This window comes from Mycolicibacterium hippocampi (genome assembly GCF_010723735.1).
Taxonomy (GTDB): domain Bacteria; phylum Actinomycetota; class Actinomycetes; order Mycobacteriales; family Mycobacteriaceae; genus Mycobacterium; species Mycobacterium hippocampi.
The window spans coordinates 64,730-91,232 of the sequence record NZ_BLLB01000001.1 but is presented as its reverse complement, the minus strand read 5'-3'; the positions used below and the strand labels follow the sequence as shown (position 1 = coordinate 91,232).

The window sequence follows — 26,503 nt, the reverse complement described above, 5'->3', positions numbered from 1 at the left end:
TACCGCGACGATCAAGGCATGCGTACAACTTCCCGTGCGGCTTCGCCGTCCACCACCGCGCTCCAGGCAGTGGCCCGCTACGGCTACGTGCCGTTCATGCTGGTCGGACTCAACGGCGCAGGCATCGCCGTAGCCGCCGCTGGCGCCCCAAAATATTGGCTGCTCGCGATTCTGGCAGTCGCAATCGCAACCGCGCTCCTGGTGGAGCGAATCATCCCGTACGACTCAGAGTGGAACCACGATCGCGCCGATGGCATGCGCGACCGCATCCACGTCGCAGTCAACGAAACCCTCATTCTGGCCAGCGTCGCCGCGATCCCGCTGCTCGCCGCCATCGTCCCCGCGCCCCAGTTGTGGCCACACAGTTGGCCATTCGTCACGCAAGTCCTCGCCGCGATCCTGGTCGCCGACTTCGGCATTACCGTGGTACATCTGGCCAGCCACAAGGTCGGCGTGCTGTGGCGCTTCCACGCGGTGCACCACAGCGTCACCCGCTTCTACGGCCTCAACGGCCTGATGAAACACCCGCTGCACCAAACCGTGGAGATGGCCGCCGGCGTCGCACCTCTGATCCTGATCGGGCTGCCCGTCGATGTCGCATCAGCCCTCGCCCTGGCCGTCGCTATTCAACTGCTGCTGCAACACTCCAACGCCGAGTACCGCATCGGCCCTGCCAAGTACGTCCTGGCCCTCAACGAGGGCCACCGATTCCACCACCTGAAGTGGGCCGGCATCGGCGACGTCAACTTCGGGCTGTTCACCTTGCTGTGGGATCACCTCATGCGGACCTTTTCCTATGATCCCGCAAGGCGATTCGACTCCAGTCAGCTGGGTATGGCCGCCAAGCCTGATTACCCCAACAGTTATCTGCGCCAGATGATCTACCCGTTCACTCGACGCGGCGGGTGTGCGTCGGAGGCCACCACAACGCCGACCGGCGCCACTCAGACGTCGATCTCCGACCCGCTCTCGAAGAATCGCTGCTGATGGCTGGCCCACGGGCGGCAACCGGACGTCGCGCGGTGGCGCCGCAGATCCTCCGACTAAACCCGGTGTCGGTCAGGATTGCCCCGACCCCGTCGAATTCATATAAACATACGTTAGTATGTGGGTATGACGGAGCCGGTAGATGCCTGCGATCTTCTCTGTTTGGACCTGCCGCACGCGGAGTCCATCCGGGCTACGGTGCCCGACAGTGCCACCATCCAAGCCGCCGCCGCTGCGGCGCGCGGCCTGAGCGATGCGACCCGGTTGTCCATCGCGGCCGCGCTTTCGGCCGGTGACGAGTTGTGCGTGTGCGATATGGCGTGGGTGGTGGGACTGCCTCAGGGCTTGGTGTCGCACCATCTGCGCCAACTCAAGAACGCTTCGCTGGTGTCCTCGCGGCGTCAGGGCAAGTTGGTGATGTACCAGCTGACCGAGCGCGGGCGCCAGTTGACCGACTTGGTGCTCGGCGGCGTTGACACGGTGGCTGCTGGAAAGGAACCCGATCGTGTCTGATGCATGCTGCGGGCCGCAGGGTGCCGCCGAACCCGAAGCGGGTCCCGAAAAACTGTGGCAGGTTCGCGAATTGCAGTTCGCGACGCTGGCTGCAGTCCTGCTCACCGCGGGCTGGTTCGTCGGGCGGGCCGGCTTCGAGGGTGCCGCGCACGCCGTCGAGCTGGCTGCGGTAGCCGCCGGTGCGATCACGTTCGTGCCAGATGCGATCCGCAATCTGCGGCACGGTCGCATCGGGGTGGGCACGTTGATGACGATCGCCGCGATCGGTGCGGTGGCCTTGGGCCAGTTCGCCGAGGCCGCCCTACTGGGCATCTTGTTCTCGATCGCTGAAGGCCTGGAGCACTACGCGGTGAGCCGCACCCGCCGCGGGCTGCGCGCCCTATTGTCCCTGGTGCCGCCCAAGGCCTCGGTACTGCGGGACGGCGGTGAAATCACCGTTGCTCCTGGTGATCTCGTCGTCGGTGACGTCATGGTGATCCGGCCCGGTGAACGCGCCGCCACCGATGGCACCATCCGATCCGGACAGACGAGCCTCGACCTGTCGGCGATCACCGGCGAGTCAGTACCCGTCGAAGCCGGCCCCGGCAGCGACGTGTTCGCCGGCGCCATCAACGGCGGCGGAGCGATCGAGGTCGAGGTCACCGCCCTGGCCGCCAACAGCTCACTGGCGCGGATCGTGCACATCGTCGAGCAAGCCCAGGAACGCAAGGGCGCCGGCCAACGACTGGCCGATCGGATCGCCCGACCATTGGTACCGGCGATCATGGCATTGGCCGTAGGTATCGCCGTAGTGGGCGCGGTTTTCGGTGACCCGATGCTGTGGCTGGAGCGGGCGTTGGTGGTGCTCGTGGCCGCCTCACCGTGCGCGCTGGCGATCGCTGTCCCGCTGACCGTGGTCGCGGCCATCGGGGCCGCCAGCCGCCACGGCGCCCTGATCAAGGGCGGCGCCGCAGTCGAGGAGCTCGGCCGTATCAAGGTCGTCGCCCTGGACAAGACCGGCACGCTCACCCGCAATAAGCCCCGTGTCATCGACGTCGTCACCACCGACGACTTCAGCGCCGATGAGGCGCTGAGGTGGGCAGCCGCCTTGGAGGCGCGCAGCGAACACCCACTCGCCCAAGCGATCATGACTGCCGCCGGGGACGCACCGACCGCCAGCGACGTGACCGCAATACCCGGGCACGGCCTGCACGGTGACCTCGACGGCCGCCGGCTGCGCCTCGGGAAACCCACCTGGGTACCCCCCGGGCCACTCGCCGCCGACGTGGAGCGGCTGCAGGCCGCCGGCGCCACCGTGGTGGTACTCGCCCGCGACGACGTGCCAGTCGCCGCCATCGCGGTACGCGATGAACTTCGCCCCGAAGCCGCCGAGGCCGTCAGTCTCTTGAAGCGATTGGGGATCACGGTGGCGATGCTCACCGGTGACAACACCCGCACCGCCGAAGCAGTGGCCGCCGAGGCCGGCATCACGAACGTGCACTCCGAGCTGCTTCCCGAGGACAAAGCAGCTCTACTGCGAACCATTGCGCAAGGTCGCCCGATCGCGATGGTCGGCGACGGCATCAACGACGCTCCTGCGCTAGCCACCGCCGACATCGGCATCGCCATGGGCGCCATGGGTACTGATGTCGCCATCGAAACCGCGGATGTCGCCCTGATGGGTGAAGACCTTCGCCACCTACCCCAGGTACTGGCCCACTCGCGGCGCGCCCGGCGAATCATGGTGCAGAACATCGCGTTCTCGCTGGCCATCATCGCCGTCCTGATACCACTGGCCGCATTCGGTGTCCTCGGCCTGGCCACCGTGGTCCTGATCCACGAAACCGCAGAAGTCTTCGTCATCCTCAACGCCATCCGCGCCGCCCGCATCACCGCCCTGCCTGGCGTGTCGGCTATTGCCGTGCGGTCAACAACTCACTCGATCGACATAGGCCCGGCACCCACGCTCGACGACCCCTGCTGCGGCCCACAGTCGACGCAGTCGCCAGCCGCCAAACTCAACCTCCCATTGGTCGCGGCAGAAGCTGCATCAAACGACCACGGATGTGACTGCTGCGCTCCCGCCGGACCTCCACCGGCCGGTGACCCGACCGCATCCACAGAGACCAACCGCCGATAACACCACCATTTCTCCGCGCGACAGGAGTCAGCTCAATGCCAAGGATTAGTGAGCGTGCTCGGCGGGTCTATCGAGGTGAGATGACGGCTGCGAAGTATGCGACCGACCCCGCGGCCAGGTGGCGACATCTGGAGCGCGCACACGTTGTCTCGCAACCGGATCCGTGGCTGCACACCTGCAACCACGCCGCGATGCTTGCGTTGGCGCTACGCCAGCACGACCGCCGCGAAGCCATCGGCCAAGTCGTGCGACTCATCGTCGCTGCCCCCGGCTCACTGACTGGCCGCTATCCCGTCGGCAACACCGGCCGCGTCACGGCCGGCCTCATGACACCCATGCCCATTCCCGACGACCTCGCCGCCCTCACCAACAGATGAAACCGACGGCGCCGCTTACCAAACGCCTGCCGGAACGACCCCGCTGGGCTGTCGCGGCCGCAACGGGGATCACCGCTGCGACGCTGGGCCTGGGATGGTGGGCCTTCGACCTACTGACAATGACGATCTTCACCGCCGGATTTGCCGGCGGCCTCCTGCTGTGGCTGTTCTTCCCCGCCGGCGGGCACTGGGCAGATGTCCGAATGCCATTCTGGATTGCGTTGAGCCTCTTCCTACGTCACCGCGTCGAAGAAAAGCAGATGGAGTTCTTCGCGTTTATGGCGACGGTTACCGGAACCTCCAAACCCTCCGCGACATCCCTGCCAGTCCTGCTGCTCGTCGCGGTGTCGGTTGGCGCTTGGCTGCTGACACCCATCCTGATGCGCCGCAACCACCCCCTAGGTCGTTACCTGGCCTGGACATTCTTCGCCTCCATGGGTCTGACTGAACTCGCTCACTTCGCCGTCTTTCCCTGGCTGAACCCCAGCGGAATCACTGCCTACGTCCCTGGAATGTGGACCGTCCTCGCTCTTGCTCCCGTCGCATGGTGGGGCATGTGGCGACTTGTTCCCGGCTGAGGGACGGGCGTCTTGACAACCCCGAAAGCCACATGCCGAGGCTGGCGTCATCCCAGATAAGGTCGGCCGCCAGAGCGGCAACATGGAGCGGATGCGCCCCGGTGGCCGCTATGCGTTGCGGCGCTTCGACAGTCGCGACGTGCGGCGCGAACCATCGGTGCCATAACGCGACGCGGTGCGGCACGGCTGGGATCCGCCGCAGTGCAGGCAGCGCTGCTTGGCGAACAGCCCACGCCGTGGTGAGTCTGGCCCTCACCTGGAGGGGCGTGGCTGGTGTGTCGGCTGGGGGCAGGCTGGGCGGCGGTACGTGGCCGTAACGGGCGGTGTCGCAACACGTTGTTTACGAACTTTCCCGACGCTGCGGCGGCTGGCAGGGTGCGTAGTCTCGATGGCGTGGGGGCTCATGACAGAGAGGCGACACCGCAGGCACCGGCGGCGATGCTGGCTACTTTGGGACATCCTCCGGCTGGGGGCGAGTTTCGCTGTAGTGGTGAAGCACGGCGGGCAGCACATCTGAACCTCGCCGAGCGCACCTGAGTCTCCTAGCCCGCGCGGCCATGTGGGCCGTCATGCTGGCTTTCGTCTCGGCCACAGGAAATTTTCGTTGCGTGTTGCGCGCAATCTTCATCGAATCTTTGTCGAACCAGCACTGCAGGCTTATCGATCACCGGAAGGGTGAGCGATTGAGATGACTAGCCTTAAGGATGCGGGATGGGGATGGCGAGGACAGCGCAGGTCGCAGGGCATCGGAGCCGCTCTGGTAACACTGAACGAGAGACGCCATGACGAAGTCGACGATTCTCGACGTACACGGATTGAACTGGGCAAGTTCGACGGCGGTGGTGGAGGCCACTCTGCTTAGACGTCCGGGCGTGACTTCGGTCGAAGCCAATGCGGTAAATCAAACGGCGACAGTTGTTTACGACCCGGCGACGACCTCGGTCGCTGACCTGGCCGGGTGGATACGTGACTGCGGCTTCCACTGCGCGGGGCGGTCGGTGCCAGATCACGTCTGCGATCCGATGTCCGAGCCCCATCACCACCCATCGGCCACCCTGCACGAGCAGCCAACGTCGGCTCCGTCGCCGACAGCCGGGGAGGTGCATGCGCATGAGGCCGCGCCGGCACGAACTCCGCAAGAAGCGATGGGTCACGGCGGCGGACACGCCGGCATGTCGATGGATCACATGGTCCGCGATATGCGCAACCGATTCCTAGTAGCGCTCGCGTTGTCGATCCCGATCATGCTGTGGTCGCCGATGGGCCGCGACATGTTCGGGTTCACCGTGCCTGCGCCGTTCGGGCTTCGCGATGACGTGTTCACCCTGTTGCTGAGCCTGCCGGTCGTCTTCTACTCGGCGTGGATCTTCTTCGACGGTGCCTGGCGAGCGCTACGGGCCCGCACCTTGGACATGATGGTGCTCGTTGCCGTGGCGGTCGGCGCAGGCTGGCTCTACAGCCTCGGGGTGACGCTGACCGGCGGCGGTGAGGTGTTCTATGAGGCCGCCTCGGTGCTGACGGCGTTTGTTCTGTTGGGGCACTGGTTCGAGATGCGAGCTCGCGGTGGCGCGAACGATGCAATTCGCACCCTGCTCGAGCTGGCGCCCCCGATGGCAGTTGTTCTGCGCGACGGTGAGCCGGTGGAAACTCCCACCGCCGAGGTGGCAGTGGGTGACCTCCTGCTCATCCGCCCAGGTGCCAAGATTCCCGTCGACGGCACGGTGGCCGAGGGAACGTCAGACGTCGACGAGTCGATGGTCACCGGGGAAAGCCTGCCGGTGTCAAAGGCGCCGGACTCGAAGGTGATTGGCGCCTCGATCAACACCACCGGCACGTTGCGGGTCGTGGCAACGAAGGTCGGCTCCGACACGGTGCTGGCACAGATCGTCGCGATGGTTCAGGAAGCGCAGAACTCCAAAGCCCCCGGGCAGCGGTTCGCCGACCGGGCAGCGTTCTGGCTGGTTCTGGTGGCGCTGATCGGCGGCACTGCCACCTTCCTGGTGTGGTGGGCGGTCGGCGCCGGTGTCCAGACCGCGTTGCTGTTCGCCATCACCGTCGTGGTGATCACCTGCCCCGATGCGTTGGGGCTCGCGACTCCGACCGCGATCATGGTGGGCACCGGGTTGGGCGCCAAGCGGGGAGTGTTGTTCAAGAATGCGACCGCGCTGGAGACGTCGGCGCGCATCGATACCGTCGTCATGGACAAGACCGGCACGTTGACCAAGGGCGAGCCTGAAGTGACCGACGTCGTCGTCGACGGCATTCCAGAGGATCAAGTACTCGCCATGGTGGCTGCGGTCGAAACTGAGTCCGAGCATCCGCTGGCGGGGGCGATCGTGCGTTACGCGGCCGCGCACGGGATCGCTTCGGCGTCACTGACTGGTTTCCGTAACGTGCCCGGTCACGGAGCTGTCGCGACGGTAGATGGGCGCCGCGTTGCCGTCGGCAATCGCAAGCTGATGGTCGAGGAGGACGTCGAGTTCGGCGTGTTGATGCAACGCCGCGACGAACTCGCCGCCAGCGGACGCACGGCGGTCTTGGTGGGCGTCGACGGCCGGGGAGTCGGTGTCATCGCCTTGGCGGACGCTGTGCGCGAGACGTCTGCCGAAGCGGTGTCCGCGCTGCACGACCTCGGTGTCGAGGTGGTCATGCTCAGTGGCGACAATCAGGCCACTGCCGATCGCATCGCCGCGCAACTGGGAATCGACACGGTCATCGCCGAGGTGCTGCCAGGTGATAAGGCAGCCAAGATCGCTGAATTGCAACGACAGCGCAAGAAGGTCGCCATGGTCGGCGACGGCGTCAACGACGCACCGGCGCTCGCCCAAGCTGATCTCGGCGTGGCGATCGGTGCAGGCACCGACGTCGCCATCGAAACCGCAGATCTGGTGTTGATGCGATCAGACCCGCTCGACGTCGCGATCGCGCTGCGGATTGGACGGGGCACGCTACGAAAGATGCGGCAGAACCTTGGATGGGCGGTCGGCTACAACGTGATCGCATTGCCCATCGCGGCTGGGGTTTTCGTACCTTCGCTCGGCTTGGTGCTGCGGCCCGAGATCGCTGCCCTCTCGATGTCAGGTTCCAGCTTCATCGTGGCCGTCAATGCGTTGATGCTGAAGAGATTGAAGCTTCCCGTACCGGCGTCAGCGGAGGCGGGCGCCAAGTCGTAACGCTCCGCGTGCCGTCGCTGTTCTGTGTTTGAGGGACTAGGCGGGTGCGGCCGCAGTCTGAAGTGAGTCGATGGCGGCCTGCATCTTTCGCGTCACTTCGTCGGCGACGTCACGCAAAGCCGGCTCTCCGGTCACCTCGACCAGTATCTGCGGGTTCATCGCCTCGACGATGACGGAGGTGTCGTCTGCACGGTCGGCTCGGACAACGACGTTGCAGGGCAGCAGCAGGCCGATTTGACGGTCCACATTCACTGCCCGGTGAGCCAATGGTGGGTTGCAGGCGCCCAGAATGAGGTACTCCTCCATGTCCTCGCCCAGCTTCGCCTTGAGCGTCGCCTTCATATCGATCTCGGTCAGGACGCCAAAACCCTGCTCTGTCAGGGCGGCTCGGGTGCGAGCGACAGCGTCGGCGAACGACGTCTGCAGCGCTGTCGACAGTGCGATGGTCATGCCGGTCCTCTCGATGGTCCTGTGGGGCGAACACAGCCAAGGCTGCGCCGCGGACCTCCCGACGCCAAGGGCGGTTGCCGTTCTTTATCGAATCTTCATAGAACGACTAGTCGGGCCATACCGGCGGCGCGAATGCTCGAAGACAGGTCGGGATACCCGCGCGTCAACTGGGCGCGCTGCAGCCGCATCGACCGTGAAACCCGGGAAGGGACTTGTTGTGATGAAGAGGAAGACGCTGGCCGTCGGTGCGGCCACCTTGGCGGCGCTGGTCACCGTTGGTGCCTGTAGTAATACCAGCACTATGCAGGGAGCTTCGTCGTCGTCGGTGTCGGCGCCTTCGTCGACATTGGCCACCGAAGCCCACAATCAGGCTGATGCCATGTTCACCCAGCACATGATCCCGCATCACCAACAGGCCATCGAGATGAGCGACATGCTATTGGGTAAGCAGGGAATCGACCCGCGAGTGGTGGACCTGGCCAAGCAGATCAAGGCTGCTCAGGCTCCCGAGATCGAACAGATGCAGGCCTGGCTCACGCAGTGGGGCATGTCCACGATGCCGATGATGCCCGGGATGGACGACATGCCCGGTCACAGTGGGATGCCCAGCGCCAGTGCCGCGCCCAGCGAATCCGGTACGCCGACTCAGTCGATGATGCCTGGAATGCCGGGCATGCCCGGTATGGGTGATATGCCGGGGATGGAGGGCATGATGTCCGAGGCGGACATGGCCGCCTTGCAAAACGCCCAGGGGGTGGAAGCCTCCAAGTTGTACCTGACGCAGATGGTCAAGCATCACGAGGGTGCAATTACCATGGCGCAGAAAGAGATCAAGGACGGCCAGTTCCCCGAAACGGTCGCGTTGGCACGCTCGATCGTCACCAGCCAGCAGCAGGAAATCGACACCATGAACAAGATCCTGGCCTCGTTGTAGAAGTCAGGTCATGGCAGCGTGTCGCGCGAGTCATATTGCATGACAACGCTGTCGAGTTCCATTAGTCGTCACGGCGGTCCGTGCGTGCGGGTAGCTCGATGGTGAAGGTACTGCCCAGGCCTGGTCCGCGGCTGGCCGCCGTGATGCGGCCGCTGTGGGCTTCGGTGAGTGCTTTGGCGATGGCCAACCCGATCCCCGCGCCGCCGTGGCTTCGATCGCGGGCCACATCGGCGCGGTAGAAGCGTTCGAACACGTGCGGGAGGTGCTCGGCAGCGATGCCATCACCATTGTCGCGCACCGTGATGATTACTGCGCCGGGCTTTGCCGCCGCGTCGACCTCGACGCGGCCTCGCGCGGGGGTGTGGCGCAGAGCGTTGTCGAGAAGGTTCCCGATCACCTGTGCCAGGCGCAGAGGGTCTACCCACACCTCGGGCAGCGGGTTCGCGGCATCGAAGGTCAGCGCGACGTCCTTCTCCGCGTATCGGTCGACTGCGGCAGACACGGTGGTGACGATCGCGGCCTGGGGGTCGATCCACTGCGGTGTGACCGCGCCGGGACCTTCCTCGGCTTGAGCGAGCGCGGCGAAGTCATCGGAGAAGCGCACCAGCCGGCTGGCTTGATCGTTGAGCACGGCAACCGTCTCGGGGTCAAGGGTTTTCACTCCGTCCTCGACGGCCTCGATGTAGGCCTTGAGTACCGAGACGGGTGTCCTAATCTCGTGGGCGAGGTCACCGAAGAGTTGGCGCCGGGTGGTCTCGACCGATTCGAGCCGTTCGGACATCCGATTGAACGCGCGGGACAGGTTCCCGAAATCCTCCCCCAAGCGCAGCGGCGACACACGGATGTCATAGCGGCCGTCGGCGACTGCAGTGGCGGCCGATGCGACCTCGGCGATAGAGCGCTGCAGGCGACGGCTGAAATACCAGGTCACAACCAGCGCGGTCAATGCGGCTACGCCGATCGCCACCGCGACGGAGATTGCGGTGGCGTACCGGTAGGCCTCCTCGGCATGGAACTGTTCATTGGATGAGTGAGGAAGTCCGGCGCGGTTCAGGTGTTCCCGAAACAGCGGCGGACCGACGATGACGGCGACGACCCCGGTGGTTGCGCCGCCGGCGAGGAGCACCAAGGCTTGCGCCAGCAGGAGTCGCGCCCCGACTCCAGGACTGCGCCGCGACCTGGGTTGAATGCTCGTGTCTGTCCTCATTGGCCGCTTCCCATTCGGTATCCGACTCCGCGGACCGTGATCACATAGCGCGGGTCGGCGGGGTCATCCGACAATTTGCGGCGCAGATGTCCAATGTGGACGTCGACGAGATGTTCGTTGCCGCCCCAGGAGTCTCCCCAGACGGCCTCGAGGAGTTGGCGGCGGCTGAAGACCACGGCCGGCCGCGACGACAACGCCGCTAAAATGTCGAACTCGGTGCGGGTGAGCAGAACTGGTTCGTCGTCGATGAATACCTGTCGGCCCGCTACGTCGATGGACAACGGCCCGAAGGCCCGCGGCGGGGGTTCGTCGGCCGCGGCCGCAGCACTGGTCGGCGCTGCGACGGTGCGAGGCCGGCGCAACATTGCGCGGATCCGCGCGACCAGTTCGCGGGGACTGAAAGGTTTGGTGACATAGTCGTCGGCACCGACCGACAGGCCCACGATGGTGTCCATTTCGGTATCGCGTGCGGTCAGCATCACCACGTAGGCATCGGAGAACGTGCGAAGTTGGCGGCATACCTCCACGCCGTCGATGCCCGGCAACGCGAGGTCCAAGATGACCACGTCCGGGTCGATCTCACGGGCCTGGGCCAAGGCGTCGGCTCCGCTGTGGGCGAGGCTGACGTCAAACTGCTCGCGTCTGAGGTAGCTCGCCACGACTTCGGCCAGCGGCACCTCGTCGTCGACCACCAATGCTCGATATCCCGCCGAAGGGGTGACCGCAGGCTTGTCCATGTCTTCATCGTGCCGCCCCGAAAAGATTCAGGAACCCGCGACCCAAGTCTTGAGTGAATCTTCATAAAACCATCGTCGATTCGCTACTCGGCGGCATGAGTGTGGAATGCGAAGAAGGAGACGACCCGATGACGTGGTGGAACGAAGCCGGCGCCCACTGGGCTTGGGGCGGCTGCCTGCTGGCCATCGTGATGCTCCTTGCGTTTTGGGGAGCTGTGATCGCCGCGCTGGCGGCGCTACTCGGGGCGAACAGACCGCAGCGTCGGGAGGACATCGAAATTCAGCGCGACGCACAGGTACCCGGCCTCACCATTGATGATTGCGTCGCAACGACGAAACCCCCGCATTGGCGATGAACGGTGGGAGCGTCGGCACGACGATATTGACACGACGCACGTTCCTGGCGGCCACCCTCGCCGCCAGTACCGCCGCCATGGCCGCGTGCGGAAAGCCTACAAATGTCAACCCGGCTACGGATCCGATCGCGGTCGCTGAAGCCGCGCGGCCCCACACCGGGCGCACCGTCACCGCGGCGTTGACACCTGGGCCGGCGGACATCGACCTGGGCGGACCCGTCGCCCGCACATTGGCGTACAACAACAGCGTTCCCGGACCGTTGATCCGCGCCAACGTCGGCGACGAACTGGCGATCAGCGTCACCAACGGTCTGGACCACCCGTCTTCGCTGCACTGGCATGGCATCGCGCTGCGCAACGACATGGATGGCGCAACGCCGGCGACCCCGAACATCGACCCGTCATCGAACTTCACCTACCGGTTTTCCGCGCCTCATCCCGGTACCTACTGGGCGCACCCGCACACCGGCCTCGACGCCGACTACGGGCTCTACGCGCCGGTCATCATCGACGATCCGGCCGAGCCGGGACGCTACGACGCCGAGTGGATCGTGGTGCTCGATGACTGGACCGACGGAATCGGTTCCAGCCCGCGGCAGCTCTACGAGGGGCTGCGTCCCGTCTCGGGAGCCGGCGGCCACTCGGGTGGCATGCCCGGTATGCCCGGCATGAGCGGAACACCAGGAATGCCAGGGGTTCCCGGTGTCGGAGGCGTTGGCGCGAGCGCACTTCTCGGGGGCGACGCGGGTGACGTCAGCTACCCCTTCTACCTGGCGAACGGTCGCATTGCGGCGGCACCGACCACTTTCACCGCTCGCCCTGGGCAGCGGATAAGGATGCGGATCGTCAACGCGGCATCCGATACCGCTTTTCGGGTCGCGCTGGCCGGGCACCGGATGACTGTCACCCATACCGACGGTTTCCCTGTGGTGACGACCGAGGTGGACGCGCTGCTGATTGGCATGGGTGAGCGCTATGACGTGCTCATCACCACCGGTGACGGCGTGTTCCCCTTCGTCGCCTCGGCCGAAGGGAAGAACGCGCTCGCGCGAGCCCTACTGTCCACCGGCGCCGGTGCCGCACCCGATCCGACGTTCATGCCACCCGAACTGCAGCGCCGGGTCGGCACCGTCGGCGTGTTCACCGCCGCGCCCGAGGCGGTCTTGGATGTCACCAGGGCCGATGTCGCTCTGTCGGCCCGGCTTTCCGGTTCCATGGCGTCCTACGACTGGACGATCAACGGCAGACCGTTCGAAGACACCGTCCCACTGACTGTAAGGCAAGGCCAGAAGGCGACGTTGACCTTCACCAATACCACCATGATGTGGCATCCCATGCACCTGCACGGCCACACCTTTCAAGTGATCAAGCCGGACGGGACTCCGGGCCCACGCAAGGACACCGTCATAGTTCTGCCGATGCAGGAGCTGACGGTGGCGCTCGCCGCCGACAACCCGGGCGTCTGGATGATGCACTGCCACAACACCTATCACCAGGAAGCCGGCATGATGACGAGCCTGAACTACTCGCCCTAGCCCGGTGCCGCGCCCTTCGACGGTCAGCGGCAATGAGGCCCAAAGACCTTGAAGCGCAGTGCTCTTGACTCTGTCGGGACGAGACGCAAACCGTAAGACTGTGGCCAATCGGCCACGGATACATCAAGAGGAGGAACGGTCATGATGTTTTGGTACGACCACGACATGGGTTGGTGGGGATACGCGGGGATGGGCGTCGGGATGGTGCTGTTCTGGGGCTTGATCATCGTCGGTATCGTCGCTCTGATCAGATACACCACGGGCAGCTCACAAGCGCCACGCGGTGACGCGCCCACAGCCGAACAACTGCTAGCGGCGAGATTCGCCAGTGGCGAGATCGACGAAACGCAGTACCGCGAACGATTGGCGATACTGCGCGAGGCTGTGCGCCGATAACTGACGCCAGCGCCAAGCCCGCGGCGGGGGAGTTCCGCGCCGCGGGCGTATTCGCTAAAGCGTGAGGTACCCAGCCTGGGGTTATGGTGCGGTGTGGGCACTGCGGTACTCGTCGCCCCCTGGCGGCACTGTCGCAAGGTGGACGTCTTCCGTCTGCCCAGGGGATGCGCTGCTGGTGAACCGGCGAAGCCGCAGGCTGTTGCTGACCACGAAGACCGAGCTGAAGGCCATTGCGGCGCCGGCGATCAGCGGATTGAGTAGGCCCAGTGCCGCTAAGGGAAGTGCGGCGACGTTGTAGGCGAAGGCCCAGAACAGGTTTCCCTTGATGGTCCTCAGGGTTGACCGGGCCAATCGAATGGCGTCGGCGGCTGCGCGCAGATCACCACGTACCAGTGTCAGGTCGGATGCCTCGATGGCGACGTCGGATCCGGTGCCCATCGCCAGGCCCAGATCGGCCTGTACCAGTGCGGCGGCATCGTTGACGCCGTCGCCGACCATGGCGACGGTTCGCCCCTGCGCTTGCAGGCTTTTGATGGTGTCGACTTTGTCGGCAGGGAGGACTTCGGCGATCACGTCGTCGGGGTCGATGCCGACCTCTGCGGCGACGGCGAGGGCGGCGCGCCGATTGTCGCCGGTCAGCAGAAACGGACGCAGACCGAGCTTGCGGAACTGGCCGATGGCGTCCGCGGAGGTGCCCTTCACCGTGTCGGCGACGACGATGACGCCGCGCACCGCCCCGTCCCAGGCCACCCATACCGGGGTGTGGCCCTGGGACTGAGCGTGTTCGGCGGCGGAGGTGAGGTCGTCGGGGGCTGTCAGCGACCAGTCGTCGGTAAGCCAGCTGAGTCGTCCAACCAGGACCGCATGGCCGGCGACGACGCCGCTGACGCCGTAGCCGTTGTGGTTGGAGAAGTCTTCGACCGCTGGCAGCGTGCCGCCGGCGGCTGCTGAGGCGGCGATCGCTTCCGCGATGGGGTGTTGAGACGCGCTCTCCAAGGCTCCGGCGAACTCGAGGAGCTCATCGGAGTTCTGGCCTGCGCCGGGATGCACCCCCACGAGACTCATGCGGCCGGTGGTGACGGTTCCGGTCTTGTCGAGCACGATGGTGTCGACTCGGCGGGTGGACTCGAGCACCTGCGGTCCCTTGATCAGGATGCCCAGTTGGGCGCCGCGGCCGGTGCCGACCATGAGGGCGGTGGGGGTGGCCAGGCCGAGCGCGCAGGGGCAGGCGATGATCAGGACAGCGACTGCCGCGGTGAATGCGACTGTCGCTGAATGGCCGGTGAGCAGCCAGGCCGCCAGCGTTGCGACCGACAGCGCCAGGACGATGGGTACGAAGACCGCCGAGACCCGGTCGGCCAGGCGCTGTACTGATGCCTTGCCGTTCTGGGCGTCTTCGACCAGGCGCGCCATCTGCGCGAGTTGGGTGTCGGCGCCGATTCGGCTGGCGCGGACGAGCAGTCGCCCACCGGCGTTGACGGTGGCACCGGTGACGTGGTCGCCGGGACGGACCTCGACGGGCACGGATTCCCCGGTGAGCATCGATGCGTCGACTGCCGACGAGCCGTCGGTCACGACCCCGTCGGTGGCGATCTTCTCACCCGGTCGCACCACGAATACGTCTCCGACGCTAAGTTCTGCTGTTGGAATGCGGATTTCGGTACCGTTGCGCACGACGGCGACGTCTTTGGCGCCCATGTCGAGCAGGGCCCGCAGCGCGGCACCGGATCGTGTCTTGGCGCGCGCCTCGAAGTAGCGGCCGGCCAGAATGAACACCGTCACCGCGGCGGCGACTTCGAGGTAGATGTGCTCGGTCTCGGAACCCGCGTCGGGTAGCAGACTGAAGGCCATCCTCATCCCCGGCATGCCGGCGTGTCCGATGAACAGCGCCCACAGTGACCACAGGTACGCCGCACCGACGCCCAGTGAGATCAGGGTGTCCATCGTGGCGGCGCGGTGGCGGGCGTTGGCCCAGGCTGCGCGGTGGAATGGCAATGCACCCCACACCACGACGGGAGACGCCAAGGTCAGCGCGAGCCATTGCCAGTTGGTGAATTGCAGTGCGGGGATCATCGACATCGCGATCACGGGCACCGTCAGAATCAGGGAGATCAGCAATCGGCTCCGCAAGGAGTCGGCTTCGCCTGCGTCCGGGCCGGAATCGGTCGGGGCCGCGTCGTTCGGCGCGGCGGGGGCGGTTGCGGTGTAGCCGGTCGCTTCCACCGCGGCGATCAACACTGCTGGATCGACGGAGTTGGGGTAGGCCACCTTGGCCTTTTCGGTCGCATAGTTGACGCTGGCCTCGACCCCATCGATCCTGTTCAGTTTCTTTTCGATCCGGGCTGCACACGATGCACAGGTCATCCCGCCGATCGACAGCTCGATGCTGTGGGGTTGATCGACACCGACGACGTGATTCGGCAGGCTCATGCTCTGTCCTTTGGTTCGGGTTCGCGCGAAGTCGAGCGCTAGCGAGGTTGATCGGTGGATAGGCGGTAGTCGCCGGCCTCATCGAGTGCGGAGGTGATCTGCTCCGTGGTCAGTGGTGTGTCGCTGGAAACCGTCACGGTGGAGATGCCTCCGGTAACCAGATCGACATGAACGTCGGTGACACCGGCGAGTGCGCCGAGTTCTGCGCTCACCGCGGCGACGCAATGGCTGCAGGTCATGCCGGTCACGGCGTAGGACTTGGTGGTTGTGGTCGTGCTCATGGCGTTCTCCTTGACCGATGCTGGTGGGTGTGACCTCGGTGCGCAGCAACTGCAGCCCGAGGAGGTGGACGGGACCAGGGGCAGGGTGGTGGTGAGCTGTCGGGTCATTTCTGGCCACTTTCGCTTGCGGGATGGGCGGTTTCGGATGTGTGCTCAGGAACGGACGAGACGCGCGATTGCTGCCGAGGCTTCATCGATCTTCTGCTCGGCGATGTCGCCGCCCTGGTGGACTGCGTCACGGACGCAATGGGACAGATGTTCGTCGAGAAGCGACAACGCCACCGACTCCAACGCTTTGGTTGCCGCCGATATCTGGGTGAGCACGTCAATGCAGTAGGCGTCCTCGTCGACCATGCGTGCAAGGCCGCGGACCTGCCCCTCAATTCTGCGCAGTCGCTTGAGATGTGCGTCCTTCGAGGCTGCATACCCGGGTGTCGCCGCTTCCATGACTCCTCCTCGGTGGTACCCCATAGGGGTATAAGAAGCAATATACCCCTATGGGGTATCAATCTGTCAAGGGGCCAACGTCACCAGAAGTGCGACGGATACCTCAGCTGCATAACCGGGCACCACTGACTGCGTCGAACGTCATTGCGCCGTCTGTGCTTCGGAGGAGCCCTTGGCGTGTGGTCGCGAGGATCTCGTCGGCGTCCGCGGGTGATACTGCTAGGTCAGAGGCGGGGATTTCTGCTCGCCGCTGCCAGGACTGCTCATCGAGGCTGACCACCACAGCGCCCGACTGGCTGTCGTGACCGTAGACCCGGCTGTGGCGGTACTCGAGTGCGTGAAAATCGGCGCTGCCGTGCAGCGACAGGGATTCCCAGGATTGGCCGGCGTCGCTGCTCTTGATCAGGCCCAGGTGTGGCAGTTGTTGACGGTGCCGGATCAGGGTGACCGCTGGCCAAGAATTCGTCAGGCCCGGCGATGGTGAAGCCCATGAAGTCCTGGGCGAGACCGCCGACTCGTTGTGGCGCCCGATGGGGCTCTACTGTGTAGAGGCCCGTAATGAGTAGCTACATAGAGGGTTTCGTCGGACGGGTTGATGCCGAGACCGTGGATGTGCACCATGCCCGGCACTATCGCGGGCGGCGCACTGTCGGGGGCGTTCGACGAACACGCCGCGACGAGGGCTCCGGTCAGAATTGCGGCAACGAATCTGCGGAGCTGAACGGTGAAACCTTCCGGTCGCGGACTATCTACGTAGTGCAATAGTAGATGGGCGGCACAGGGCAACGGCGCGACGCTGGTATGACGCCCTGGGCAGGGCTGCGCGTACCGACAGGACAGTGAGGATTCTTCATCAAGTCTTCATCGGGACACGAACCGACCCATACTCGGAATCTTGAGGCTGGACCGAGGCGGCGAGAGCGCCTCCCGCGTGGCCTGGTGTCACGAAGTTGTATGGACAAGGATGCGCGATGCAGCACAAGCGATGTGGAACTGGGTTTGCGGCGTTGGCGGCGTCGGCCCTGTTCATCACTGCCTGTTCGAATGCGACAACAGACTCTCAGTCATCGCCGAGCGCTGCGAGCAGCGACGCGGCCCACAACGACGCTGATGTGACCATCGACGCCGGCCACGACCGCCTCGAACTGCTCGCGTTCTAAATAGCTGGCCACCACTTCGGCCAGGGGAAGTTCGTCGTCAGACGACCAGGACGCGGTATCCCTTCGCCTGCTCAGGTGATGTACCCGGGTGGTGCCCCATGTCTCATACCGTGCCCGCTGACGCGGCCGCGGCGGCGCACGACTGCCGGAGCGGAGCGATCTTCAGCAGATCTTTACGAGACTCATACCGATTGCGTCCTGCGGCTGGGGGATGCTCACTGTGGAGGAGGGCCTGACATGCGCTTGCTGATGGACGTCTGCCCGAACAGTCTCGGATGGCAAACGTGGCTGATCCTGTGCGCCGTCATTGTCGTGCTGTGGGCCGCCGCCATCGCGGGCGCGACGGCCCTGTTTCACGCTTCTGGGCGGCCGTGCCGCAGCGGGCGGCGTGAGGTACTGGAGGAGCCTGTTCGCAGCGGCCACACCGGAGCGGACTGACTGGTCTGCGACGCGGCCGAGGTAGCGCTCGCCGCGAGGTGTCAGTATTCGATCAAGCGCGTGACGTAGGGCGTCATCCCGGAGCTGCGTACGGGTGAGATTTTGACTACTGACCCGGTGTAGGGGGCTTCGAGCATCATGCCGTCGCCGAGGTACATGGCTTCGTGCTGGCTGGCGTTGGGGCCGTAGAAGATGAGATCGCCGCGCTGCATCTGCGATGACGGCACTTTGCGGCCGGCGTTGTACTGAGACCCGGAGTAGTGGTCGAGTTTGATGCCCACGCCTGCGAAGGCGTAGAGCATGAGGCCAGAGCAGTCGAAGCCGACGGTGTTGGCTCCCTGATCGATTCCCCGAGAGGGCCCGTTGGCGTTGCCGCCGCCCCAGGAGTAGGGAACGCCGAGTTGCGACATGGCTCGTCGGATCACGAATTCAGAGGCTTGACGGCCGTACAGGCGGGGAATGCGTCCGTTGGTGATGCCGGGATCTGCGGCGGCGGTCGCGGGGGAGAGGATGCCGAGTTTGACGAGGAAGTTTCGGCCCATGTCGGCGGTGAGTTGCAGCGAGGTCGCCATGATTTTGAGGACGGCGTTGATGATGGCTATCGGGTCGCCGGCCACATTGGCGCTGGGCACCATCGGCAGCGTGGTGTCCCACTGGCCGGCGCGCGAGCTGTCGGCCGGTGCCGGACTGGAGCGGTCCCATTGGCCGCTCGGCGGCACTGCGGCGCCGGGTTGCGCGGCCGTGGGCTGGTGTGCGGTAGCTGCTACCGGTCGGGCAGTAGTCAGTCGGGTTTGTGCGGAGTCGCGTTCGGCGGCCAACCGGGTGAGGTCGGACTGTTGATCGGTGAATGCGCGTTGCGCGGCAACGAGTTCGGTGACTGCGGCGTCCTGTCGCCGTTGCGCTTCGGCCGCTGCGGCGTCGGCGTCCAGGCGGGCTTGCTTGGCGGCTGAGAGTCGGTTGGCGCGTTCGGTCTGGCTTCGGCGGAGATCGTCTTTGACCCTTCCGAAGGCAAGGAGATGGGTCTGCTGCGTCGAGGCTGCCGAGAGGATGTCTTCAGGGCTGCTTGCCAGCGGCAGTGAGCGGGAGGGACCGTTCATGTAGGTCGAGGCGGCGAACTCGTCGAAACGCTGCTGCGTGGCGTCGATGGCGGTTTGGCTGTCGGCGAGTGCTTTCTCGCTGTCGGCGAGTGTGCGGTGCGCCTCGGTGACCGCCTCGCGGGCGGTGGCAAGCTCAACCAGGGCCCGATTGACGCTCTCCTGCTGGTGTTGGATGTCCGCGCCGATATCGGCGACTTGCTGGTTGGCTTCGGCGACGGCGGCGACAAGTCCTGCGACCGTTTCGCTGTCACCATCAGGTTCGCTTCCGTGGCCGGCCATTGCGATGCCGGAGGTGTGAAGCACCAGCACCGCAAAAATCACCCCGGTGGTGAGAAGTGAAGTGAGGCGCCGCATCAATTCTCCTGAGTGGGGCGGCTGCCGGGTGGCCGCGAGTCGGACGGGGCAGTGCGCCGAGGTGTCATGTGCAACGGCCTATGAGCGCTGTAACTACGTAGTTTCTTAGTATGTATTTGGAACGTACATCACTGCAGCATCAGGAGAAACGCCTGTCACAGTCTCAACTCGGTAACACCTGACCGGCCGGCAAAATCTGCTGTTGGCCCGAGGTGCCGGTGCCTTGGATCCGATTCAATGGCGCGCGCCGGGGCGCGATCGGTTGCGCATCACGGCGAGGTCCCCGGCATATGGGCTGTCGGCGGCTAGATTAGGACGCTGCAGGGTGCCGCGCTGTGCGCATCGGCCACCTCGTCAGAGCGAGCAGGAGTTGCGGCGGATGGAACAGCGAGGATTCGGCGATCTCGAAGCGGTGGTCATGGACTGGGTGTGGGATCACCAGGAACCGGTCACCGTGCGCGACGTGTTCGAGGACCTGTCTGAGCAGCGGCCCATCGCGTACACCACCGTGTTGTCGACCATGGACAACCTGTATCGCAAGCGGTGGCTCAAACGGCAGCGAAACGGCAAGGCCTATATGTACCGGGCGGCGATGAGTCGTGAGGAGCGGTCAGCGCGGCTGATGAAAGCTGCCTTTGACTCCGGCGGCGACACCAACACCGTGCTGGCATTCTTTGTCGAGCAGATGAGTACAGAGCAATCAACGCAACTCAAGGCGGCGCTGCGTAAGGGGCGGCGATCATGACGACGGCTCTGTGGCTGGTGCTCTACGGCGCGGTGTTGGCGTGGCTTGCTCCACCGGTACTGCGGCGCCTTACTGGTGGCGGGGTCAGCCCGTCCATGGGTGTGGCCGCCTGGCTGGCCACGGTGGCCGCCGTGCTTGCGGCATGGCTGGCGGCAGTGGTACTCGCGGTCGACGCGACGTCAAACAGCATCCTCGACGGCTCGGTCGTGACCCTCTGCCTGGAACTGTTCGGGTTCTCCGATCACACCCCGCTGGCGGGACGCCTCGGCTCTATTGCGCTCATCGGCGGGGGCTATTGACCTCGGCGGTTGTGGCGCTGCGACTGGGACGCTGCCTGGCCAGGCTTCGCACTCGAAGTCACGAGCACGCACACGCCGCGCGGATCGTCGGTCGGCCCACCGACCATCCCCACGTCGTTGTCGTCGAGGCGGACCTTCCCGCCGCTTACTGTGTCATCGGCCGCCCCCATGCCATCGTCGTGACCTCGGCGGCCGTGAAATCGTTGAACCGAGCGCAACTGAAAGCGGTTCTGGCCCACGAGGATGCTCACCTAACAGGGCATCATCACCACATCCTCATGGTGCTGCGTGCCCTCGCAGCCACCCTTCCTCACCTGCCCTTGTTCGCCTGCGCGCATCAGGCTGTGGCGGAACTGCTGGAGATGTGCGCCGACGATACCGCCGCTCGTCGCGTCGGCACTCGTCCTCTACTGGCGGGGTTGCTCGCGCTGGCCGGTCACCGACCTCCGGTGGCCGAAGGTCTGGCCGCGGCGGCAACGGCGGTCATCACCCGCGCCGAGCGACTGGTCACCCCGACGCGTCGGCACGTGCAGTGGCGTCATCGCGCTGTCCTGGTTGCCGCCATCGCCACGATGCTCGCCACACCGGCATTCATCCAGGTGCTCTGTCACCACTAGGTGCCCCTAGCTCTGATCCGGGTTCGGGTCGGCCAATGCGCAGATCGACGGACGAGAACCCTTCGACGGTCGGGTATCGGCCCACCCAGCAAAGTCTTCGCTGACCGCCTGACGCCTGCGTCCACACCGTAGATCATCTACGGAGTCAAACCGTAGATGACCAGTGCAAAGGCTTGCTGTCGGCGGTTGCGCTGTACCGCCTGGATCAGCGAGGACGGCTGGGATCAACGCCGAAGGCCGTTGATGACGCGAGCCGGCGCTAAATGTCCCGATCGGCGCGTCATCTACGTAGTAACTACGTAGATTGAGGTAGACTATCTCGCGAGGGCGGCGCAGGATGCATGGGCGTGCTCGAGTTTTCGTGAACGGCTAGGAGGATGCCACGACGATCGAGTCGCACCGTGTTGTCGCCGGTTCCGTACCGCCAGCGGCGGCCGCCGGCCGCATCCGCGTGCTCCTCGTTGAGCCTCGACGCATCTATGCGGCCACCGTAGCGCGACACCTTCGTGCCGACGATTTCGCGGTGGAGGTGGCGTACTCGCCCCGTGCCGCGAGCATAGGTCTGCACGAGGGCGATCCCGATGTGGTCGTGGTGTGCGTCGGCACTCAGGGGCTGGGCACGGCCCTGCTTGACCGCATCCGTCAGGAGACGCAGGTCGGCGTGGTCGCTCTCAGCGACGGCGATATTACGCCGCTGCTCGTGAGTACCGCGGCCGTCTGCGGGGGCGACATCGAGGCGCTGAACGTGCGAATTCGGCTGGCGCTGAGGCGCTGCGGTGTCGGCGGCGAACCACGTGGCGGCGACTACGGCGACGAGATGCATCGCCGTGCATTCGGGGATCTCCGTATCGATGTGGCCGCACGCCGGGTGTCTCTGCGCGGCGAGGCACTGTCACTTACCCGCACGGAGTTCGAGATCTTGTGCACGCTGGCGGAGAGTCCGGGTGAACCGGTGACGTGTCGTCAACTGCAGCTGAGCCTGTGGGGGGATGCCTCCGACGGTGGCCGGTCCACGCTGGGGGTGCACGTGGGCAATCTTCGGCGCAAGCTGGGTGAGGACCCACGCTCGCCGCGCTATCTGCGTACGGTGCGCGGTACCGGTTACTGTCTGACCGGCTGAGTGGGTGCAGCGAGTGCCGGCTGCGGCGCAGTGATGAAGGCGGTGACAGATTGCGGCGAAGGCTTAGCTTTCGATGATGCGAACGACGTAGGGCGTCATCCCTGACAGCCGCACCGGGGAGATCTTGATGGGCACGCCGGTCTGCTGCGCCTCGAGCATCTGCCCGCCGCCGAGATAGATGGCTTCGTGCTGGCTCCCGCCCGGGCCCCAGAACAGCAGATCGCCCCGCTTTGCTTGCGAGGGTGGGACCTTGCGACCGGCGTTGTACTGGTCACCGGACCATCGCGGGAGCAGCACTCCCACGCCGGCGAAGGCGAACCGGGTCAGGCCTGAACAGTCAAAGCCCACAGTGCCGGCCCCCTGGTCGACGCCGCGGCTGGGACCGGTGAGGCTTCCGCCACCCCACGAGTAGGGAACGCCGATCTGCGTTCCCGCCCTGCGAATCACGTACTCGATCGCTTGCGCACCATTGATCCGGTTTCCGCGCACGCTGGTCGACGGATTAGCGGCCGGACTGACAATTCCCAGGCTGCTGAGAAAGTTGCGACCCATACTCATGGCCGTCTGCGTCGCCATGGCCGTGGCCTGAAGAGAGGCGTTCGCGATGGCAACCGGATCACCGGGAGCGCCTGCGCTCGCCACCTTCGGCAGCAGGGGATCCCACGGACCGGCAGCAGGTTGGGCCGACGCGACCGGTGCACACGCGACGAAGAGCAGCACGACGATGCTGATGACACCGGGGAGCCGCCGAACGCGTCTCGCACCGCGCATCGCCGGGTCAGACCGGTCGGAGACGGCAATTGCCGCACTCCTGCTCCGGACGTCTGATTCCATGTCTTCTCCTCGGTGCGCCGCGCGGTGTCCTACTTCGTTCACCAATAGCGGGGCTGAAAAAACGCATACGTACGGCGCAACACCAAAATACGTAGCTCCTACGTAGAAAAGCGTAACTCACAAAAGCCCCACCAGTAACAGTAGCCACATAATTACAATGGTGAAATTCGCTGCGACAGGGTGTCTTCAATGCGGCAAGCACTGGTCTAGATTCGTTTCCGGGCGGGAAGACGCGCGTGAATGGTGCGCGGATTAACTAACTGCAATGTGCGAGCTTCTCGGAAAGGAACTCTATAGGCCGTCCGGGGTGAGCAAAATTCTGCCCCGAGCGCTACATGAAGCCCCGTCGGCGGTAGCTGATCGCCATCGGTCATCGGGAGTCGATGGCCCCAGCGACGGCGGCAACCGCCCGTAAGGCAGGATCGTCCAAGGAGTGAACCGAATGTGCTGCGGGGAAACGGGTTTCAGCGATGCCGCGCGCCGCGCCATGTCGGCGCGGTGTCAAGAACTTCCGTCGCTTAGAGGTTGGCGTTTCCGGCTTTCCATTGCTCCCAGGGGATGTTCCAGTCTCCGAGGCCGTCGGTTCCTGAAAGGGTGGGGCCTGTCGTGTTGATGACTTCCACGATGTCGCCGCGTCGGGTGTTGCCGTAGAACCAGCGGGCATTGGCTGGGTTGACGTTAAGGCATCCGTGGCTGACGTTGGCGATGCCTTGGCTGCCCACCGACCATGGGGCAGAGTGCACGTAGATGCCGCTGTAGGACATTTGCGTGGCCCACTCGACTTCGGTGCGGTAGCCGTCGGGCGAGTTGACGGGAACTCCGTAGGTGGACGAATCCATCACCAGGAAGGAGTAGCGGTCTCCGATGATGTAGGCGCCGTTGTCGGTGGGCGTTTTGGCTTTGCCCATGGAGATGGGCATGGTTTTGATGACTTCGCCGTTGCGCCGCACGGTCATCGTCTTGGTGGCGTCATCGGCGGTGGCGATGATGTGGTCGCCGATCGTGAATCGTGTGGTGACGTCTTCCTGGCCGAAGAGTCCGTCGCCGAAGTCGACGCCGTAAGCCCTGACCGACACCTCAACGTGCGTTCCGGGCTCCCAGTATTCGGCGGGGCGCCAGCGAACCTCGCGATTACTCAGCCAGTAGAAGGCACCCTGGACCGGGGGTTCGTGGTCACCGTGATCGCCTGCTGCGCCGCTACCCGGTTCGTGATGTTCTCGTCAAAGCGAATTGCAAGGGGTTGACCCACGCCCACCGTTTCGCCGTCGTTGGGCAAGACGTAGGGCATCGTCAGGTTTTCGGGGGAATGGGTTTCGAATGTTGCGCTGGTGCTTGTTGTTCCGCCAAGCCCTTGTGCTTGGGCCTGCAGGGTGTACTGCTTGTTGTAGCCCAGCGGTTCCGCCGATGACCAGGTAACGCCGTCGGGGCGCAGCTGCCCGTCGACAAGTTCGCCCGCTTCGTTGGTCAGCGACACTTGGCCGAGGACACCGTCGCCGGCGGTAACGGTCACGGGGGCATCGACAGCGACGCCGATGGCACCATCAGTTACGGACGCTTCCAGTTTCGGTACGAGCAAGTCTGCGTAGGGCGTGCCCTTGTCGGTGATGACGTCGGGAGTGGGCGCCGGCGTCGGGGACGAGGTGCAGGCTGTCGCGATCAGCAGCACCGCCACCGCGAGGACGGTCGTGCGCAGCCAGTGCGTCGTCGCTCGAAACGGTAGGGGGCAGCCTATCTGCGGCATGAGTGAGGCTCTCCGTATCGGGTTGTCGTCATCGGCTAACGGGCGGTGGCACCGCCTGGTGCGTCGCGAGGGCCGGTCGCGGGCGACGGTGCACCGTTCACGGGTATGCCTTCAAGAGTGCTCTTGAGTCGTTTAGCTTTCTTAGTCCTTCGATGAATATTCGATAAAGCTGGCACTAAAAGCTGGCTCCTCGGGCTTGCACAACCGCCAAAATCGGGGGCGCGTCCGTCTGTTGGTCCCAGCCGAAAGTGGTGGAGCCGTCTGTCGTTGCCGTCGACCGCGGCGAGGCCGGCTAGACGGTATGAGGGCTGACTCGAGGCCGAAGGCCTCGGGCTGCAATCGGACGTGGGTTGCCGGTGACGAGTGAACACTCGCACTGGTAGAGCCACAGTTGCAGATCAGGAGGCCTCCGGTGAGTTTCAACGGTACGAGTGTCGGGTTGGACGTGCATGCGCTTTCGGTGGTTGCGCATGCATTTGATGAAGAGACGGGTCGGGTCGAGCGGGCGCGATTGTGTCCCGATCACGGCGAGATCCTGGACTGGTTGCACAGACTGCGAGGTCCCTTGCGGGTGGCCTACGAGGCCGGGCCGACGGGGTTCGGCTGGCCCGGGCATTGACTGATGCCCAGATCGACTGCGTGGTCGCGGCACCGTCGAAGTTGATCCGCCCGGCTGGGGATCGGATCAAGACCGATGCCCGCGATGCCGCGCACCTGACCCGGCTTCTGCGGTTGGGCGAAATAACCGCGGTCACGGTTCCCGAGGCTGAGGTGGAGGCGGTGCGCGATCTGGTGCGGGCCGCGAGGACGCCCGCGCCGATCTGATGCGGGTGCGGCACCGGCTGTCCAAGCTGCTGTTGCGCCAGGGCCGGGTGTACGGGCGGGAACGCCTGGACCGGGGTCCACGAAACCTGGCTGCGGCGGCAACGATTCGATGACCCCCATACCAGGGCGGCCTTCGACCATCACTTTGACGCGGTCCTGTCGGCGACTGCGGCGAGGGATCGTCTCGACGAGCAGATCGTTGCGGTCGCGGCCTCATCGCGATGGTCTGATCCGGTTGATCGGCTGGGGTGTTTGCGTGGGATCTCCGCATTAACCGGGCTGGCGTTGTCGGTGGAGATCGGTGATTGGACCCGGTTCACCGGTGCCTCGATCGGCGCCTACGTCGGATTGGTGCCCACCGAATACTCCTCGGGGGCCTCTCGGGTGCAGGGTTCGATCACCAAGGCCGGCAATGCCCATGTCCGGCGGTTGTTGATCGAATCGGCCTGGCACCACCGGGCGGCGTACCGCAATCCCGGTCCTGCGATGCGAGCCCGCTGGGCCAAGGTCGACCCCGCGCTCAAGGACCGCGGCCATGCCGGCAACCGACGCCTGCACCAACAATGGTGCCGATTCAACGAACGCAAGAAGCCTCACGTCGTGGCCAACGTCGCGGTCGCCCGTCAACTGGCCGGTTGGTGCTGGTCGCTGGCCACGCTGGCCTAAGCGTGGCCGTCCAAACTTGATTGGAGTCGGTCGGTCGACGGCGAGGTAGGCGAACTGGATCTGCGTTACAGCTATGAGCAACAACAG

23 protein-coding genes and 3 pseudogenes are annotated in these 26,503 nt (G+C 65.0%); 16 read left to right on the top strand and 10 right to left on the bottom strand.

The features are described 5' to 3' along the window. Window positions 1-18 precede the first annotated feature (18 nt). The 6 genes from G6N53_RS00375 (at window position 19) to G6N53_RS00350 (ending at window position 7,747) form a co-directional block, all read left to right on the top strand. Entirely contained in the window at window positions 19-987 is a 969-nt protein-coding gene (locus G6N53_RS00375) for a sterol desaturase family protein (protein ID WP_163681141.1), read from the top strand. A gap of 126 nt (window positions 988-1,113) precedes the next feature. Beyond that, entirely contained in the window at window positions 1,114-1,500 is a 387-nt protein-coding gene (locus G6N53_RS00370) for an ArsR/SmtB family transcription factor (protein ID WP_163681143.1), read from the top strand. Beyond that, window positions 1,493-3,619, top strand: coding sequence for a heavy metal translocating P-type ATPase (locus G6N53_RS00365; RefSeq protein WP_163681146.1), 2,127 nt, complete (start codon window positions 1,493-1,495; stop codon window positions 3,617-3,619). Before G6N53_RS00370 ends, G6N53_RS00365 begins: the two co-directional genes overlap by 8 nt. 35 nt (window positions 3,620-3,654) lie before the next feature. Continuing rightward, complete coding sequence (locus G6N53_RS00360; protein ID WP_163681149.1) at window positions 3,655-3,996, top strand: DUF3703 domain-containing protein; 342 nt, start codon at window positions 3,655-3,657, stop codon at window positions 3,994-3,996. Window positions 3,997-4,115: 119 nt separating this feature from the next. Continuing rightward, window positions 4,116-4,574, top strand: coding sequence for a hypothetical protein (locus G6N53_RS00355; RefSeq protein ID WP_163681152.1), 459 nt, complete (start codon window positions 4,116-4,118; stop codon window positions 4,572-4,574). Between the two features lie 782 nt (window positions 4,575-5,356). Beyond that, entirely contained in the window at window positions 5,357-7,747 is a 2,391-nt protein-coding gene (locus G6N53_RS00350; RefSeq protein WP_163886441.1) for a heavy metal translocating P-type ATPase, read from the top strand. A 36-nt stretch (window positions 7,748-7,783) separates the two neighbouring features. Here the strand turns inward: G6N53_RS00350 and G6N53_RS00345 are convergent, their stop codons facing one another. Then, entirely contained in the window at window positions 7,784-8,197 is a 414-nt protein-coding gene (locus G6N53_RS00345) for a DUF302 domain-containing protein (RefSeq protein WP_011780861.1), read from the bottom strand. Between the two features lie 220 nt (window positions 8,198-8,417). Here G6N53_RS00345 and G6N53_RS00340 point away from each other — a divergent pair, with 220 nt between their 5' ends. Next, window positions 8,418-9,131 carry a DUF305 domain-containing protein gene (locus tag G6N53_RS00340; protein WP_163681158.1) on the top strand — a complete coding sequence of 238 codons (714 nt, stop codon included), beginning with the start codon at window positions 8,418-8,420 and terminating at the stop codon, window positions 9,129-9,131. 61 nt (window positions 9,132-9,192) lie between these two features. Here the strand turns inward: G6N53_RS00340 and G6N53_RS00335 are convergent, their stop codons facing one another. Then, window positions 9,193-10,338: a sensor histidine kinase gene (locus G6N53_RS00335; protein WP_163681161.1), complete on the bottom strand. Its 1,146-nt coding sequence runs from the start codon at window positions 10,336-10,338 to the stop codon at window positions 9,193-9,195. After that, window positions 10,335-11,075, bottom strand: coding sequence for a response regulator (locus G6N53_RS00330; protein ID WP_137149486.1), 741 nt, complete (start codon window positions 11,073-11,075; stop codon window positions 10,335-10,337). The genes G6N53_RS00335 and G6N53_RS00330 overlap by 4 nt, the downstream gene beginning before the upstream one ends. A gap of 53 nt (window positions 11,076-11,128) precedes the next feature. On the opposite strand from G6N53_RS00330, the gene G6N53_RS00325 reads away from it, so the two are divergent. The 3 genes from G6N53_RS00325 to G6N53_RS00315 all read left to right on the top strand — a co-directional run bounded on the left by G6N53_RS00325 (window position 11,129) and on the right by G6N53_RS00315 (window position 13,362). Further along, complete coding sequence (locus G6N53_RS00325; RefSeq protein ID WP_235682689.1) at window positions 11,129-11,431, top strand: hypothetical protein; 303 nt, start codon at window positions 11,129-11,131, stop codon at window positions 11,429-11,431. Continuing rightward, window positions 11,428-12,966 carry a multicopper oxidase family protein gene (locus G6N53_RS00320; protein WP_163681280.1) on the top strand — a complete coding sequence of 513 codons (1,539 nt, stop codon included), beginning with the start codon at window positions 11,428-11,430 and terminating at the stop codon, window positions 12,964-12,966. Before G6N53_RS00325 ends, G6N53_RS00320 begins: the two co-directional genes overlap by 4 nt. Before the next feature lie 141 nt (window positions 12,967-13,107). Further along, window positions 13,108-13,362 (top strand): SHOCT domain-containing protein, encoded by a 255-nt coding sequence (locus tag G6N53_RS00315; protein WP_011767898.1) that lies wholly within the window; start codon window positions 13,108-13,110, stop codon window positions 13,360-13,362. Window positions 13,363-13,443: 81 nt separating this feature from the next. Here G6N53_RS00315 and G6N53_RS00310 read toward each other — a convergent pair whose 3' ends face one another. From G6N53_RS00310 to G6N53_RS30555, 4 genes and pseudogenes are all read right to left on the bottom strand, one after another. After that, window positions 13,444-15,792, bottom strand: a complete 2,349-nt coding sequence (locus tag G6N53_RS00310; RefSeq protein ID WP_163681164.1) for a heavy metal translocating P-type ATPase — start codon at window positions 15,790-15,792, stop codon at window positions 13,444-13,446. Between the two features lie 38 nt (window positions 15,793-15,830). Next, window positions 15,831-16,073, bottom strand: a complete 243-nt coding sequence (locus G6N53_RS00305; RefSeq protein WP_163681167.1) for a heavy-metal-associated domain-containing protein — start codon at window positions 16,071-16,073, stop codon at window positions 15,831-15,833. Window positions 16,074-16,226: 153 nt separating this feature from the next. Continuing rightward, window positions 16,227-16,520 (bottom strand): metal-sensitive transcriptional regulator, encoded by a 294-nt coding sequence (locus G6N53_RS00300; RefSeq protein ID WP_163681171.1) that lies wholly within the window; start codon window positions 16,518-16,520, stop codon window positions 16,227-16,229. Window positions 16,521-17,638: 1,118 nt separating this feature from the next. After that, window positions 17,639-17,780: pseudogene (locus G6N53_RS30555) on the bottom strand (DNA-binding response regulator); the annotation flags it as partial. A gap of 137 nt (window positions 17,781-17,917) precedes the next feature. Between G6N53_RS30555 and G6N53_RS00295 the strand changes: the two are divergent. Continuing rightward, the gene (locus tag G6N53_RS00295; RefSeq protein ID WP_163681174.1) at window positions 17,918-18,118 is read left to right on the top strand and encodes a hypothetical protein; all 201 of its coding nucleotides are present in this window, start codon (window positions 17,918-17,920) and stop codon (window positions 18,116-18,118) included. 41 nt (window positions 18,119-18,159) lie between these two features. Here the strand turns inward: G6N53_RS00295 and ripA are convergent, their stop codons facing one another. Beyond that, window positions 18,160-19,569, bottom strand: a complete 1,410-nt coding sequence (gene ripA / locus G6N53_RS00290) for an NlpC/P60 family peptidoglycan endopeptidase RipA (protein WP_163681177.1) — start codon at window positions 19,567-19,569, stop codon at window positions 18,160-18,162. 379 nt (window positions 19,570-19,948) lie between these two features. Between ripA and G6N53_RS00285 the strand changes: the two genes are divergently transcribed. The 4 genes from G6N53_RS00285 (at window position 19,949) to G6N53_RS00275 (ending at window position 22,350) form a co-directional block, all read left to right on the top strand. After that, a complete protein-coding gene (locus tag G6N53_RS00285; RefSeq protein WP_163681180.1) occupies window positions 19,949-20,314 on the top strand; it encodes a BlaI/MecI/CopY family transcriptional regulator in 366 nt (121 codons plus the stop codon). After that, entirely contained in the window at window positions 20,311-20,613 is a 303-nt protein-coding gene (locus G6N53_RS29995) for a hypothetical protein (protein ID WP_237166280.1), read from the top strand. Before G6N53_RS00285 ends, G6N53_RS29995 begins: the two co-directional genes overlap by 4 nt. Before the next feature lie 11 nt (window positions 20,614-20,624). Further along, on the top strand, window positions 20,625-21,230 hold the full coding sequence (locus G6N53_RS00280) for a M56 family metallopeptidase (protein ID WP_237166278.1): 606 nt from the start codon (window positions 20,625-20,627) through the stop codon (window positions 21,228-21,230). A gap of 523 nt (window positions 21,231-21,753) precedes the next feature. Continuing rightward, window positions 21,754-22,350: a winged helix-turn-helix transcriptional regulator gene (locus G6N53_RS00275; protein WP_235682690.1), complete on the top strand. Its 597-nt coding sequence runs from the start codon at window positions 21,754-21,756 to the stop codon at window positions 22,348-22,350. A 63-nt stretch (window positions 22,351-22,413) separates the two neighbouring features. Here G6N53_RS00275 and ripB read toward each other — a convergent pair whose 3' ends face one another. Beyond that, window positions 22,414-23,184, bottom strand: a complete 771-nt coding sequence (gene ripB / locus G6N53_RS00270) for an NlpC/P60 family peptidoglycan endopeptidase RipB (protein WP_163681183.1) — start codon at window positions 23,182-23,184, stop codon at window positions 22,414-22,416. 518 nt (window positions 23,185-23,702) lie between these two features. Further along, window positions 23,703-24,925: pseudogene (locus G6N53_RS00265) on the bottom strand (L,D-transpeptidase). 412 nt (window positions 24,926-25,337) lie between these two features. Here G6N53_RS00265 and G6N53_RS00260 point away from each other — a divergent pair. After that, window positions 25,338-26,416 (top strand): annotated as a pseudogene (locus tag G6N53_RS00260) (IS110 family RNA-guided transposase). Window positions 26,417-26,503: the final 87 nt, after the last annotated feature.